The 12,737-nt window shown below is 70.7% G+C and carries 12 protein-coding genes and 1 pseudogene; 6 read left to right on the top strand and 7 right to left on the bottom strand.

Features of this window, described 5'->3' with window-relative positions; genetic code table 11:
- Nucleotides 1-23: 23 nt before the first annotated feature.
- Nucleotides 24-523 (top strand): annotated as a pseudogene (locus ACQEXA_RS30550) (enoyl-CoA hydratase/isomerase family protein); the annotation flags it as partial.
- 163 nt (nt 524-686) lie between these two features.
- Here ACQEXA_RS30550 and ACQEXA_RS30545 read toward each other — a convergent pair.
- A complete protein-coding gene (locus ACQEXA_RS30545; protein WP_432929536.1) occupies nt 687-1,448 on the bottom strand; it encodes a phosphoglyceromutase in 762 nt (253 codons plus the stop codon).
- Nucleotides 1,449-1,623: 175 nt separating this feature from the next.
- Here ACQEXA_RS30545 and ACQEXA_RS30540 point away from each other — a divergent pair, with 175 nt between their 5' ends.
- The gene (locus ACQEXA_RS30540; RefSeq protein WP_432929538.1) at nt 1,624-2,877 is read left to right on the top strand and encodes an MDR family MFS transporter; all 1,254 of its coding nucleotides are present in this window, start codon (nt 1,624-1,626) and stop codon (nt 2,875-2,877) included.
- A 42-nt stretch (nt 2,878-2,919) separates the two neighbouring features.
- Here the strand turns inward: ACQEXA_RS30540 and ACQEXA_RS30535 are convergent, their stop codons facing one another.
- Together ACQEXA_RS30535 and ACQEXA_RS30530 are read right to left on the bottom strand one after the other, a co-directional pair.
- Nucleotides 2,920-3,408 (bottom strand): cupin domain-containing protein, encoded by a 489-nt coding sequence (locus ACQEXA_RS30535; RefSeq protein ID WP_432929540.1) that lies wholly within the window; start codon nt 3,406-3,408, stop codon nt 2,920-2,922.
- A 31-nt stretch (nt 3,409-3,439) separates the two neighbouring features.
- A complete protein-coding gene (locus tag ACQEXA_RS30530; protein ID WP_432929542.1) occupies nt 3,440-3,811 on the bottom strand; it encodes a DUF4267 domain-containing protein in 372 nt (123 codons plus the stop codon).
- An 86-nt stretch (nt 3,812-3,897) separates the two neighbouring features.
- Here ACQEXA_RS30530 and ACQEXA_RS30525 point away from each other — a divergent pair, with 86 nt between their 5' ends.
- A complete protein-coding gene (locus ACQEXA_RS30525) occupies nt 3,898-4,479 on the top strand; it encodes a TetR/AcrR family transcriptional regulator (RefSeq protein WP_432929544.1) in 582 nt (193 codons plus the stop codon).
- A 17-nt stretch (nt 4,480-4,496) separates the two neighbouring features.
- On the opposite strand, the gene ACQEXA_RS30520 is transcribed toward ACQEXA_RS30525, so the two are convergent.
- The 3 genes from ACQEXA_RS30520 to mshA form a co-directional block, all read right to left on the bottom strand.
- Nucleotides 4,497-6,164: a glycosyl hydrolase family 28-related protein gene (locus ACQEXA_RS30520; protein ID WP_433134655.1), complete on the bottom strand. Its 1,668-nt coding sequence runs from the start codon at nt 6,162-6,164 to the stop codon at nt 4,497-4,499.
- 160 nt (nt 6,165-6,324) lie between these two features.
- A complete protein-coding gene (locus ACQEXA_RS30515) occupies nt 6,325-6,825 on the bottom strand; it encodes a YbjN domain-containing protein (protein WP_359405989.1) in 501 nt (166 codons plus the stop codon).
- A gap of 23 nt (nt 6,826-6,848) precedes the next feature.
- Nucleotides 6,849-8,186, bottom strand: a complete 1,338-nt coding sequence (gene mshA, locus ACQEXA_RS30510; RefSeq protein WP_432929546.1) for a D-inositol-3-phosphate glycosyltransferase — start codon at nt 8,184-8,186, stop codon at nt 6,849-6,851.
- A gap of 281 nt (nt 8,187-8,467) precedes the next feature.
- Between mshA and ACQEXA_RS30505 the strand changes: the two genes are divergently transcribed.
- The 3 genes from ACQEXA_RS30505 to ACQEXA_RS30495 all read left to right on the top strand — a co-directional run bounded on the left by ACQEXA_RS30505 (nt 8,468) and on the right by ACQEXA_RS30495 (nt 12,236).
- Nucleotides 8,468-9,286 carry a class I SAM-dependent methyltransferase gene (locus tag ACQEXA_RS30505; protein ID WP_432929548.1) on the top strand — a complete coding sequence of 273 codons (819 nt, stop codon included), beginning with the start codon at nt 8,468-8,470 and terminating at the stop codon, nt 9,284-9,286.
- 229 nt (nt 9,287-9,515) lie between these two features.
- Nucleotides 9,516-10,598 (top strand): NlpC/P60 family protein, encoded by a 1,083-nt coding sequence (locus ACQEXA_RS30500; protein WP_432929550.1) that lies wholly within the window; start codon nt 9,516-9,518, stop codon nt 10,596-10,598.
- Nucleotides 10,599-10,940: 342 nt separating this feature from the next.
- Nucleotides 10,941-12,236: a PP2C family protein-serine/threonine phosphatase gene (locus ACQEXA_RS30495; RefSeq protein WP_432929551.1), complete on the top strand. Its 1,296-nt coding sequence runs from the start codon at nt 10,941-10,943 to the stop codon at nt 12,234-12,236.
- Between the two features lie 131 nt (nt 12,237-12,367).
- Here the strand turns inward: ACQEXA_RS30495 and ACQEXA_RS30490 are convergent, their stop codons facing one another.
- Nucleotides 12,368-12,703, bottom strand: a complete 336-nt coding sequence (locus ACQEXA_RS30490) for a DUF2516 family protein (protein ID WP_432939301.1) — start codon at nt 12,701-12,703, stop codon at nt 12,368-12,370.
- Between the last annotated feature and the right edge of the window lie 34 nt (nt 12,704-12,737).

Raw genomic sequence — 12,737 nt, 5'->3', positions numbered from 1 at the left:
GGCGTACAGCCGCGTCAGGCGCTGCCCTCTCCACCAGCCCAGCCGTCACCATCGCACGCATCCAGGGCAAAGCCATCGGCGCCGGCCTCGCCCTGGCCCTGCCTGCGATCTGCGCGTCGGGGCTGATACCGCCACCTTCCGGCTCCCCGAACTCGCCCTCGGCCTCCCCACCGCCTGGGGAGGCCTTCTCCCCCGCCTCCTCAACGAAGTCGGCGCCGCACGCGTCCGGGAGCTCATCCTCACCAGCCGCGCCTTCACCGCCCACGAGGCCCTGAGCCTTTCCATCCTGCAGAACGTCGTACCCGAACACGACCTCGACGCCGCGGTGACAGCCTGGGCCAAGCCCATCCTGCGCCGCTCCCCCTCCGCGCTTCGGATCAACAAACTCCTGCTCAACGCCCACGGCGCAGCCAGTCGCCTGGCCGACGCATCCAGCCTCGACGCCGAGCTGATGGCATCCGTACTCGCCGAAGCCGAGTACGGTCGCGCGCAAGTCCATCGGCGCACCGGGCACCTGATCTGAGCGCGTCGCCTCTCACTCGTCAGTCTCTCCAACAAGCCGATCTTCCTGAGGGACGCCACCTGCTCAGGCGGGAGGCGTCCCTCTCGGGTACAAGCGCTTGTGCCGAAGCATCAGGCCCCCTACCAGCGGAGAACCCGCAGGTAGGGGGCCTGATCAGTACCGTTTACTTCTTCTTGCCCTGGTTCTTGACCGCCTCGATGGCCGCCGCGGCTGCCTCCGGGTCGAGGTACCGGCCGCCCGGGGTGACCGGCTTGAAGTCGGCGTCGAGTTCATAGAAGAGCGGGATGCCCGTCGGGATGTTCAGGCCGGCGATGTCCGCGTCCGAGACGCCGTCGAGGTGCTTGACGAGGGCGCGCAGGCTGTTGCCATGGGCCGCGATCAGGACCGTGCGGCCCGAGGCGAGGTCCGGGACGATGCCGTCGTACCAGTACGGCAGCATGCGGAAGACGACGTCCTTCAGGCACTCCGTCCGCGGGCGCAGCTCCGGCGGCAGGAGCGCGTAGCGCGCGTCGTTCGCCTGGGAGAACTCCGAGTCGTCGTCGAGCGGCGGCGGCGGGACGTCGTAGGAGCGGCGCCACAGCATGAACTGCTCCTCGCCGAACTCCTCGAGGGTCTGCGCCTTGTCCTTGCCCTGCAGGGCACCGTAGTGCCGCTCGTTCAGGCGCCAGGAGCGGTGAACCGGGATCCAGTGCCGGTCGGCCGCCTCCAGCGCGAGCTGCGCGGTGCGGATCGCGCGCTTCTGGACGGAGGTGTGGACCACGTCGGGCAGCAGGCCGGCGTCCTTGAGCAGCTCACCGCCGCGGACCGCCTCCTTCTCGCCCTTCTCGTTCAGGTTGACGTCCACCCAGCCGGTGAACAGGTTCTTCGCGTTCCACTCGCTCTCGCCGTGGCGGAGGAGGATCAGCTTGTACGGTGCGTCGGCCATGGCCCCGAGCGTAATCGAAGCCTCCGCGCACTCGCGCCCGCGCCCGCCTGGCGGACCGCCACCCCCTCGGACGCCCACCGGTTGACGGCTTCTGTTAATTGAGTGGCCGGTCCCGACCGCTCGATCGTAAGTTGTGCTTGCCGCCCGAGCCGCTTACATACGTGGGGACCCGCCAATGCCACTCGCCGCCCTCAGACGTGCCGCCCGCGAGACCGTCTCGGGGCTCCCCCGTGAGTTCTGGTGGCTGTGGACCAGCACACTCGTCAACCGGCTGGGTGCCTTCGTCGCCACCTTCATGGCGCTCTATCTGACACTGGGCCGCGGCTACTCCGCGTCGTACGCCGGCCTCGTCGCCTCGCTGTACGGACTGGGCGGAGTCATCTCCTCCATCGGCTCGGGCGTGATGGCCGACCGGCTGGGGCGCCGGCCGACCCTTCTCGTCGCCCAGTCGTCGACGGCCGTCTCCGTCGCCGTGCTCGGCTTCATGCGTGATCCGGTCGCGATCGCCGCCGTCGCCTTCCTGGTCGGAATGGCGAGCAACGCCTCCCGGCCCGCCGTGCAGGCGATGATGGCCGACATCGTCCGGCCCGAGGACCGGGTCCGCGCCTTCTCCCTCAACTACTGGGCCATCAACCTCGGTTTCGCCATCTCCTCGGCGGCGGCGGGCTTCATCGCCGAGTTCAGCTACCTGGCGGGGTTCCTGATCGAGGCGGGGATGACGATGGTCTGCGCGATCGTGGTGTTCGCCAAGCTGCCGGAATCACGGCCCACCCGGATCGGCAAGGAGGCAGTCGAGGAGGTGGGACTCGGCACCGTGCTGCGCGACGGCCGCTACATGAGCGTGGTCGGCCTGTCCTTCCTCGTCGCGCTGGTCTTCCAGCAGGGGTCCGTGGGCCTGCCCGTGGCGATGGGCAAGGCGGGGTTCACGCCCGCTGACTACGGCATGGCGATCGCCGTCAACGGCGTACTGATCGTCGCGCTGCAGATCCCCGTCACGCGTGTCATCCAGAAGCGCGACCCGCGCCGGCTGCTGGTGTTCTCGTCCCTGCTGGCTGGATACGGGTTCGGGCTGACGGCCTTCGCCGGCTCGGTCGGGATCTTCGCGCTCACGGTCTGCGTGTGGACGCTTGCCGAGATCGTGAACGCGCCGACCCAGACCGGTCTCGTCGTCCGTCTCTCCCCGGTGCACGGACGCGGCCGCTACCAGGGCATGTACACCATGTCCTGGTCGGTGGCCGGCCTGGTCGCCCCGGTGATGTCCGGCTTCGTCATCGACCGGCTCGGCGCGGCATGGCTGTGGGGGCTGTGCGCGGTGGTCGGCACGGGCGCCGCGGCCGGGTACGGAGCACTGATGCGCCGCCTCCCGGCCGAGGGGACCGCAACGGGCCCGGCCATGGCGGTGGCCGAGGCGGAGGCCGGAGCGGCCTGACGGGGGCACCCCGTCCTGGGGTGCCCCCGCACCGGGCCCGGGCTAACGCCCGTCCCACACCTCGCTCGTCAGGAAATGGTTGTCGTACAGCTCCTGCACCTCCAGCAGCGTCTCCGGCGGTACCTTCCCGAGGCCGACGCGCGCCAAGTGGCGGAAGTACTCGAAGCGTTCGATGCCCGGGGTGATGACGATCAGGATGTCGGCGTCCTGTCCCGGGGCGGCGGCGAAGGCGTGCGGCATGCCCGGCGGCACGACGGCCAGGTCGCCCTGCTCCGCCGTGACGACCCGGTCGCCGGACAGCAGTTGGGCCGTGCCGTCGAGCATGTAGAACATCTCGGCCGAGCCGGCGTGGTAGTGGGGCCGCGCCCCGTCCGCGCCCCCGTTGAGGGTGACGCGTTGCGTGGAGAGCGCACCGCCGGTCGCGCTGCTGTCGGCCAGCAGCCGCACGGTCGTGGGGGCACGGCCGACGACCTCGGCGTCGGCGGAGCGGACGATCACGGACGAGTCGAAGTGCGGCACGAACAGCGACATTTCAGAACTCCTCGGTAGGCGCGTCGGCGGGTCAGGCGAGGAAGAGCAGCGCTGCGGCCGCGAGCACGACCACCGCCGTGGCGAAGTGGATGCCGAAGGCGGCGGCACGCGTACCGCCGTGGCGCAGCACGATCAGCGTGTCGCCGAGCGGCACCAGCGCGGCGGCCACCATGAACCAAGCCTCGACGCGCACTCCGGCGAACGCCAGCAGAGCGAGGCCCAGTATGCCGGTGGCGGCGTCGCGCAGGCCCTTGATCTCCAGGTAGGCGGCGTCGCCGGCGGGCTTGGCGGGGACGCCGTAGCCGGTGGCGGCCGCCCGGGGCTGGAGCAGGAAGCGGGCGCCGATCACGAGAACGAACAGGTCGAGCAGAAGGGCAAGGCCGTAGGCGGTGGTGGTGAGCACGTCGGACTCCTTGCTAGCGCTGCTAGGTATTGAAGCTAAGTTAGCAGAGCGTCGACAGGAAGTCTAGCAGTGCTAGAATCCCAAACATGTCGATCCAGACACGCCGCGAGCGCGAACGAGCGGAACGCGAGCAGCTCATCGTCACGGCCGCGCGGGAACTCGCGGAGGCCGAGGGCTGGGACGCGGTGACCACACGGCGGCTCGCCGACGGGATCGAGTACAGCCAGTCCGTCCTCTACAGCCACTTCAAGGGCAAGGAGGCGATCATGGCCGCCGTCGCCGTGCAGGGCTTGGAGGAACTGGCGGGCGAGCTGTACGCGGCACGCACCTCGGCGCCCTCACCGCGCGACGCGCTCGGCGCGGTGGGCCGGGCCTACGCCGGCTTCTGCGAGCGGCGCCCGGCACTGTACGACGTGATGTTCACGCTCACCGTGGATCTGCCGTTCGCGACCCCCGAGGCACCCGCCCCGCTGCACGCCGCCTTCGGCGAACTGCGCCTGGCCGTCAACCCGCTCGCCACCGACGAGGACCCGGGGGAGCTCACCGAGACCGTGTGGGCCGCTCTGCACGGCCTGCTCACGCTGATGCGCAGCGGTCGGCTGCGCCGCGAGCAGCACAACCGCCGGCTGGCCCTTCTGATCAGCCGTTTCTGCCCGCCGGACAAGTGACGGGGCCAAGCGACGGGCTACAACTCCCGCTGGGCTTCGTACAGGTTCCGCGGCCGTACGACGTCGGTCGTGCCGTACAGCTCCAGGCGGGAGTGCAGATCGCCGGTGAAGTCGGGCACATCGATCTGGTCGAACTCCGTGACCTCGTTCAGACCGACGGTGGCGGAGTAGGGCGCCAGTTGGTCGATCCTCATCAGGCCCGCCCGGCCGTTGGTCACACGGACGTTCCAGTGGGTGAAGCGGGCACCGAACAGCGGGCCGGCGGAGGCGTCCCCACCGTGGCGGCCGTTGTTGTTCACCGTGATGTCCGTGCGGACGTTCGCGAACGGCAGCCCCCGGTGCGAGTCGAAGGTGCCCATCTGCATCTCGCCGCGCGGCCAGACGTTGTAGGAGGACAGGCCCTCCACATTGATGCCGTGGAGCTGGGTGTTCGGCGGGGCCGGGACGGTGCGCTGCTCGATGGCGAAGTCTTCGATCAGGTTGTCGTGCGAGCCCTCCCGGCAGAAGTACGGGTGGTGCGAGCCCCGGCCGGCCACGCGGGTGCGGCGCAGGGTGCACGAGGAGGCGGAGACCAGGCCGAAGCCGTTGTCGACGTGCCGTACGACGACGTCGTCCGCCCAGCAGTCGTACGTGCACTGGAACACGACGCCGTTGTAGCCCTTGTCCAGCAGGTGCGGGGACTGCGGGGTCTCGACCGCCTGAAGGGTCAGCCCCTCCACGCCCGCACCGGTGAGGGCCCCCACGTGCGTGGTCAGACGCGGGTCCCACTCCGGACGCACGTCCAGCGGAAGGGGTCGCTCGAACGTGACCTTCCGGCCGGCCACGCGCGCGATGCGCACGGGCCACTCATAGGGCACGTACGACGTCAGCTTCGTCTTGTCGTCCCAGTAGTACGCCTCGGGGCCGGGGCCCCCGCCGGACATGTGCTCCAGGAGGGTGTGGCCGGCGTCGTCCGCCAGGCGCAGAAGGACGAGTTGACCCGGCCTCAGCCGCCCTGCGTCGGCGACCGTCACCGACCAGGAGCCCTGCTTGGCGGGGGACACCGCGGTCAACGTCTCCCACTCGTCGCGCTTGTTGCCCGTCCAGCCCTCGAAAGGCCACGCCTTGGCCTGGACGGCCGCGATCAGGGAGTCCCAACGGGCCGTCGGCGCCAGCCAGATGAGGCCTCCCGTCCAGGACCAGGAGGACTTGTCGCCGCCGTACCGGGAGCCATAGACGCCGATGAGCTCGGTGAGGTTCTTCGTGGCGTACAGCGTCGTACGGTCGCTGCCCGCGCCCCGCAGGACGACGTCGTCGTACCCGATGCGGATCAGGCCGTCGATGCGGTAGGTGCCGGGCGGGATGATGACCGTGCCACCACCGGCCCTTCCGGCGGCGGCGATGGCACGGTTGATCGCGGGGGCGCAGTCCGTCGTGCCGTCCGCCACGGCGCCGTAGGCGGTCACGTCGGCCACCGCGGGACGGCGGGGCAGACGCGTCGCTCCGGCGCGATAGCCGGCCCGGCCCACGCACGGAATCTGCGGGTGGGTGAACGGCGTGCGGACGAACTCCCGCCACAGGGCGGGAACCTCGCCCCTCGGTCGGGCAGGTGCGACGGCCGCCGCCGGCGTTCCGGTCACGGCGACGGCCGCCACGGCGATGGCGCTGCCGAGCAGGCCCCTTCTGCTGATGTCCGCGTGCCCCATGCCCATGCCCGAACCGCCTTCCAAGGACGTCAAGGACTCTCAGAGACGTACATATCCATGGATGTGAACAACGTTCAGAGGTGCGTTGGCGGTGAGCGTGCCACGCAGGCCATAGGCGGGAAAAGAGTCCTGCAGCGATTGACTGGTACGGACCGGGAGGTCAGCTCTCGGACCGCTCGGTCAGGTGACTGAACGCTTCCAAGTTGCGGGTCGACTCACCGCGGGAGACCCGCCACGCATACTCCTTGCGGATCGCGGACGCGAAACCGAGCTCGAGTAGGGTGTTGAAGCTGCCGTCGGCCGCCTCCAGGACGGAGCCGAGCAGCCGGTCCACCTCGTCCGCCGTGACCGCGGCCAGCGGCAGCCTGCCGGTCAGATAGATGTCGCCGAGCGGGTCGACGGCGTAGGCGACGCCGTACAGCTTGAGGTTGCGCTCCAGCAGCCAGCGGTGCACGGCCGGCTCGTTCTCGTCGGGATGCCTGATCACGAAGGCGTTGAGCGAGAGGGAGTGCCTGCCGACGATCAGCGAGAGGGTGGTCGACAGCTTGCGCGTCCCGGGGAGCTTCACGACGTACGAACCCGTCTTCGGACTCTCCCACTCCAGCTCGGCGTCCTTGAGAACCCCTTCGACGATCTGTGCCGCCCGCTGTTCGTCAGACATGCGGGCAGCGTACGCGACGGCTCTCAGGCGCCGTACGCGCGCGCCCGGCGCCGGTGCGCCTGCATGGCCGCCGTGTACACCCCGGCCGTCGCAGAGGCGGCCGTGTCCCAGCCGAACGACTCGGCGTGCCGCGCCGCGGCCCTGCCCATGCGGCCGCACAGCCCCGGGTCGTCCGCGAAGTCGCGCAGCACGCGCGCGTAGGCGGCGGGATCGTGGCCGTCGACGAGGACGCCCGTCTGCCCGTGTTTCACCGCCACGGGCAGCCCGCCGACCGCGGCCGCCAGCACCGGAGTACCGGCCGCCTGCGCCTCGATGGCGACGAGCCCGAAGGACTCGCTGTACGACGGCATGACCAGCACGGAAGCGGCGCGGAACCAGTCCGCGAGCTGGTCCTGCTCGACGGGCGGGCGGAAACGCACGACGTCGGCAACACCCAGCCGGGCGGCGAGTTTCTGCAGACCCTCCGGTTTGGCGAGGCCGCTGCCGCTGGGTCCGCCGACCACGGGCACGACGATGCGGGAGCGCAACTCCGGGCGTTCGTCGAGCAGGACGGCGACGGCGCGCAGCAGCACGTCGGGGGCCTTGAGGGGCTGGATGCGCCCCGCGAACAGGGGGATCAGCGCGTCCTGCGGCAGCCCGAGCCGGGCCCGGGCGGCGGCACGGCCGTCGGCGGGCCGGAAGCGGTCCAGGTTCACACCCGGATGGACGACGGCGACCTTGCCCGGGTTCGCCGCGTAGTGCCGTACCAACTCGCCGGCCTCTTCGGCGGTGTTGGCGATGAGCCGGTCGGCGGCGCCCACGATCTGGGTCTCGCCGATGACACGGGCCGCGGGCTCGGGGGTGTCGCCCGCGGCGAGAGAGGCGTTCTTGACCTTGGCCATGGTGTGCATGGCGTGCACCAGAGGGACGCCCCAGCGCTGGGCCGCGAGCCAGCCGACATGGCCGGAGAGCCAGTAGTGGGAGTGCACGAGGTCGTAGTAACCGGGGCGGTGACCGGCCCAGGCCTGCATCACACCGTGGGTGAAGGCGCACAGCTGTGCGGGGAGGTCCTCCTTGGCCAGCCCTTCGTACGGTCCGGCGTCCACGTGCCGGACGAGGACACCGGGGGCGAGCTCCACGGCGGGCGGAAGAGCGGCCGTGGTGGCCCGGGTGAAGATCTCCACCTCGACGTTGATCTCCGCGAGACGCTGCGCCAGCTCCACGATGTACACGTTCATGCCGCCGGCGTCGCCCGTGCCGGGCTGGTGGAGCGGGGAGGTGTGCACGGACAGCATGGCGACACGACGCGGCCTGCGGTGCGGCAGCCGCAGCCGCGAGGCAGCCGGGGAGCGACGCCCGAGCCTGCTCACGTACTGGCTCACGTGGCGTTCCTCCTTGTCGCGGGCATGCCGGGTGGGAGAGCGCAGAAGCCCTCTCAAGTGATCCGAACGCCGGAGGAAAGCAGTCCATTTCCCTCTCCGGCGGCTTTGCCGAATCATTACCCTCTATCGCTCAACCGTTCGACGCCGTTCGGCGTGCGGCGCGCCGCGGGACGGACGGCGCACGGCGGCGCCTTCCCCGCCGATCGGTTGTCCACAGGCCGGTGCGGTGGGTTGTCCACAGGCCGGTCCCGCCCCCTGGCCGGCCGCTTACTCTCGTACGCATGCCAACCCGCGCCGCGTCCCGCCCCGTGGGTACGGTGACGCGCGGGACCACCAATCCGAACCGCCTGCGCCGGATGGACCGCTGGATCGCCGCGGTCCACGGTGCGGAGCTTCGCCGTACGGCACACCCGGTGGCCGTCGACCTCGGGTACGGGGCCGCGCCCTGGACCGCGGTGGAACTACTGCAGCGGCTGCGCACGGCGGCACCGCTCACCCGTGTGGTCGGCGTCGAGATCGAACCGGCCCGGGTCGCGGCCGCGCAGCCGTACACCCGTGAGGGCCTGATCTTCCGGCACGGCGGCTTCGAGGTGCCCATAGCGGGCCGCCCGTCCCTCATTCGTGCCGCGAACGTCCTTCGGCAGTACGAGGAGGGCGAGGTCGCCGCGGTCTGGGAGCGGCTGCGTGCCCGGCTCGCCCCCGCGGACCCGGCGTCCGGTTCGCGCGGCGGGCTGCTCGTCGAGGGCACGTGCGACGAGATCGGCCGCCGCCACGTATGGGTGGCCCTGGGCCCCGAGGGTCCGCGCACGGTGACCTTCGCCACCCGGCTCGGATCCCTGGAGCGTCCGTCCGATCTGGCGGAACGGCTCCCCAAGGCGCTCATCCACCGCAATGTCCCGGGCGAGCCGGTGCACACCTTCCTGCGCGACTTCGACCGCGCCTGGGCCGCCGCAGCGCCCTACGCCTCGTACGGCGCGCGCCAGCGCTGGATACGCACCGTCCGCCGGCTGACGGCGGACTGGCCGGTCACGGACGGCCCGGCGCGCTGGCGCCAGGGGGAAGTCACCGTGGCCTGGGGAGCATTGGCGCCACGCCGCTGAACCCGGTCCCACCTGCGGGGAACGATCTCCCTGAGTCGTTCGTCACATTCGCGGGGAGATCGCCGCAAGAGGGCGCGCACGGGGGAGAGTGATCGTCGTACGAAGTGCGGCAGGGGAGGGAGTTTTTGCGCGGCTTGGCCCCGCCCTCTGTCACTTTGCACGCCGGCGTGCCACGATCCCCCAGGGCGACCGTAAGTTACTGACGGTAAATCAGATGTGAGGAAGAAGTATGGGATCCGGGAAGCGGACCCTGACCACGGTGGCCATTGCTCTGGTCTGTGCGGTCACCGTGCTGGGCACACCAGGAGGGGCTTTTGCCAGCCCCGGCCGGCCGACTCCGGCATCTACACCGTCCAGCGGTTCAACTCGCGTTGCCGGCAAGGACCTCGAAGCCGTCCGCAAGAAGCTGGACGACCTCTACCACGACGCAGCGGTGGCCACCGACGCGTACAACGCGGCCCAGGAGAGGACCAAGAACCAGTCGGCGCAGATCGTCCGGTTGGCCCAGGAGATCGTCAAGGGCCAGGAGAAGCTGGCCGATCTGAAGGACCGCGCGGGAGCCGCGGCCCGCGCGCAGTACCGCGGAGGCGGCCTGCCGCCGGGAGTCCGGCTCTGGCTGAGCGACAACCCGCAGCAGTTCCTCGACGGCGCCGGCACAGCCCTCCAGGGCGAGCACGCGACCGAGGGTCTGCTCGCCGACATGACGCGCACCCAGCACGACTTGGAGCAGTACGCGCGCGACGCCGCCGACCGGTGGCAGGAACTCGACGCCAACCGCGAGGCCAAGGCCAAGGCCAAGAAGAAGATCGAGAAGCAGATCGCCGCGGCGGAGAAGCTCGAGTCACAGCTGAAGAAGCAGGAACAGAAGCGGCTGCAGGAGCTCGAGGACGAGGCCGCGCTCAAGGCGCAGACGGCCTGGCTCGACTCCGGGATACTCAAGGAACTCCGCGGCAAAGCCTCCGGGGAGGGCCGGAAGGCCGTGAAGTTCGCCGCCGATCAGCTCGGCAAGCCCTATGTATGGGGAGCCGAGGGCCCGAAGTCGTACGACTGCTCGGGACTGACCTCCCAGGCCTGGGCCGCGGCCGGAACGGTCATTCCGCGCACCTCGCAGGAGCAGTGGAAACATCTCCAGCACGTCGACGTCAAGGACATGCGCCCCGGCGATCTGATCATCTACTTCCACGACGCCAGCCATGTGGCGATGTACGTCGGCGACGGCGCGATCATCCACGCTCCCCGGCCGGGCCGGACGGTGACGATCGCAGGCGCGGGCTCGATGCCGATTCTGGGGGTCGTACGGCCGGACGCGTAGGGCCGTCCCCCGTGAGCCTGTTGATCACCCGTCGGGCTCATGGGAGGACGGGCCCTACCCCTCAGCGAACGGCCGAGTGGCGTGCCTCACGTGACGCGCCCCACGTGACCGCGCGCACTCCACGCGACCCCCAAACCCAGGCCCCACGTGACATTCGTCATCCCCGTCCCGGGCCCACCGTGTCCAACTGCGGTAGGGGATGCGGCATATGACGCTGGCCGGTTGCCTTGCGCCCCTCACCAAGGCATTCCGTTGCGCCCTCTGCTACCGCTATGGTCCCGGTCGGTGGGTCGAGGTCCCTCGCCCCACCATGCCCTCGGGGGGAGGGAAGGAACCGACACGATGCCCGTACCCGTACCGCGGCCGAGGGCGATGCCGGCCGCGGAGAGTGGTCAGGCTCAAGCCGAGTCCCGGCCCGGGATCCAGGCCGCTCAGGGCCAGGCCCCCCGTGGCACGGCCCCGTCCGACACGCTCACCCTGCTGGTGATCGAGGACGACCCGACGGGCCCGCCGATCGTGCCCGAGATGCTCGATTCGGCAGGCCGCCCCATACGGCTGCGCACCGCCCGCAACCTCACCGAGGCCGAGCGGCTGCTCACCCATGACGTCCAGTGCATCCTGCTGGACCTCGCGCTGCCCGCTCCCGGCCGGGCGGCCGCGGAGGACGACGAGTTGGCCGTGCTGCGGCATGTGCTGCAGCTCGCGCCTCGCCATGCGGTCCTCGCCCTCACCGCGTCCTGCGACGCCGAGCGCGGTGCCGAGGCGGTGCGTGTCGGTGCCCAGGACTATCTGTTCCGCGACGAACTGGACGGGCGGCTGCTGAGCCGCGCGATCCGCTACGCGGTCGAGCGGAAGCGCTCCGAGACGGCCGAGCGGCGGCTGACCGAGTCCAGGCTGCGGGCCCAGGAGAACGCCCGTCTGGAGCGCGGCCTGCTGCCCAACCCGCTGCTGGACGGCTCCTCGCTGCGCTTCGCGGCCCGCTACCGCCCCGGCCGTTCCCGGGCACTGCTCGGCGGTGACTTCTACGACACGGTCCGTACGCCGGACGGCACGGTGCACGCCATGATCGGCGATGTCTGCGGGCACGGCCCGGACGAGGCGGCGCTCGGCGTGGAGCTGCGTATCGCCTGGCGCGCGCTGACGCTGGCGGGTCTGTGCGGCGACGAGTTGCTCTCCACGCTCCAGCAGGTCCTGGAACACGAGCGCGACAACGAGGAGATCTTCGCGACGCTGTGCACGGTGGACATCGCACCCGACGGTCGCCGCGCCGGACTGTGCCTGGCCGGTCACCCGTCCCCGCTGATCGCCCGCCCGGACCGGCAGGCCGAACTGTTGCCGTACAACAACAACGGCCCGGCGCTGGGTCTGCTGCCGCGCGCCCGCTGGCCGCGTATGCAGGTGGAGCTCGGCCCCGCCTGGAGTCTGATGCTCTACACCGATGGACTGATCGAGGGCCGGGTCGGCGAGGGCGGGGAGCGCCTCGGCCTGGAGGGCATGGTGGAACTGGTCCGTCGCCGGCTGGCCGAGGGCCTGGGCGGCGAGGACCTGCTGCGCGCGACGGTCAACGAGGTCCGCGACCTCAACGGAGGGGAGCTCGCGGACGACGTGGCCGTCGTCCTGCTCAGCCGCGCGCCGTAGGGCGAGGGCACGCCGCGCCGCAGGACGAGGACACGCCATAACCCGGCCGCGGCACGACAGCCGCGGTCCGACCCGCACCGCCGTCCTGCCGCGGCCGTCGGCCGTCGGCGCATGTGCCGCGGCCCGGTCGGTCACCGTCCGCCGTTGTACGGACCGTAGGGCCCGTCGCTGCTGCTTCCGCGGCGGCGACGGCCCCAGCCGCCGCCCGAGACCTGCTTGAGTGCGGGCCGCACGTCCACGAAGAAGACGATCGAGGCGACCAGGCCCGCGAGCTGCAGGAAGAGCATCGGCACCAACAGGTTCACCGCGACCGCGATACCCAGGATGATCAGCCAGAAGCCCTTGTTCTGCTTGTTGGCCGCCCGGTAGGCGTCATCCCGGTACAGCACCGCCATCACCAGTGCCACCACGGCGAGCACCAGCATGGCGAGATAAAGCAGCGACAGAACGCCGCCGAATGCCGTCATCAGCACAATGCCCACCACCCGGGTCGAGTCCTTT

Origin of the sequence: Streptomyces sp. CA-106110 (assembly GCF_050936285.1) — a bacterium.
GTDB lineage: Bacteria > Actinomycetota > Actinomycetes > Streptomycetales > Streptomycetaceae > Streptomyces.
This window is presented reverse-complemented; position numbering and strand designations above follow the sequence as displayed.

Excerpts from the sequence above, each read along its gene's own strand:
- ACQEXA_RS30505 (WP_432929548.1), top strand. The coding sequence starts at position 8,468 with ATGCCAACCCGCGCCGCGTCCCGCCCCGTGGGTACGGTGACGCGCGGG.
- ACQEXA_RS30525 (WP_432929544.1), top strand. The coding sequence starts at position 3,898 with ATGTCGATCCAGACACGCCGCGAGCGCGAACGAGCGGAACGCGAGCAG.
- ACQEXA_RS30500 (WP_432929550.1), top strand. The coding sequence starts at position 9,516 with ATGGGATCCGGGAAGCGGACCCTGACCACGGTGGCCATTGCTCTGGTC.
- ACQEXA_RS30515 (WP_359405989.1), bottom strand. The coding sequence starts at position 6,825 with ATGTCTGACGAACAGCGGGCGGCACAGATCGTCGAAGGGGTTCTCAAG.
- ACQEXA_RS30535 (WP_432929540.1), bottom strand. The coding sequence starts at position 3,408 with ATGTCGCTGTTCGTGCCGCACTTCGACTCGTCCGTGATCGTCCGCTCC.
- ACQEXA_RS30540 (WP_432929538.1), top strand. The coding sequence starts at position 1,624 with ATGCCACTCGCCGCCCTCAGACGTGCCGCCCGCGAGACCGTCTCGGGG.
- ACQEXA_RS30495 (WP_432929551.1), top strand. The coding sequence starts at position 10,941 with ATGCCCGTACCCGTACCGCGGCCGAGGGCGATGCCGGCCGCGGAGAGT.
- ACQEXA_RS30490 (WP_432939301.1), bottom strand. The coding sequence starts at position 12,703 with ATGACGGCATTCGGCGGCGTTCTGTCGCTGCTTTATCTCGCCATGCTG.
- ACQEXA_RS30520 (WP_433134655.1), bottom strand. The coding sequence starts at position 6,164 with ATGGGGCACGCGGACATCAGCAGAAGGGGCCTGCTCGGCAGCGCCATC.
- ACQEXA_RS30545 (WP_432929536.1), bottom strand. The coding sequence starts at position 1,448 with ATGGCCGACGCACCGTACAAGCTGATCCTCCTCCGCCACGGCGAGAGC.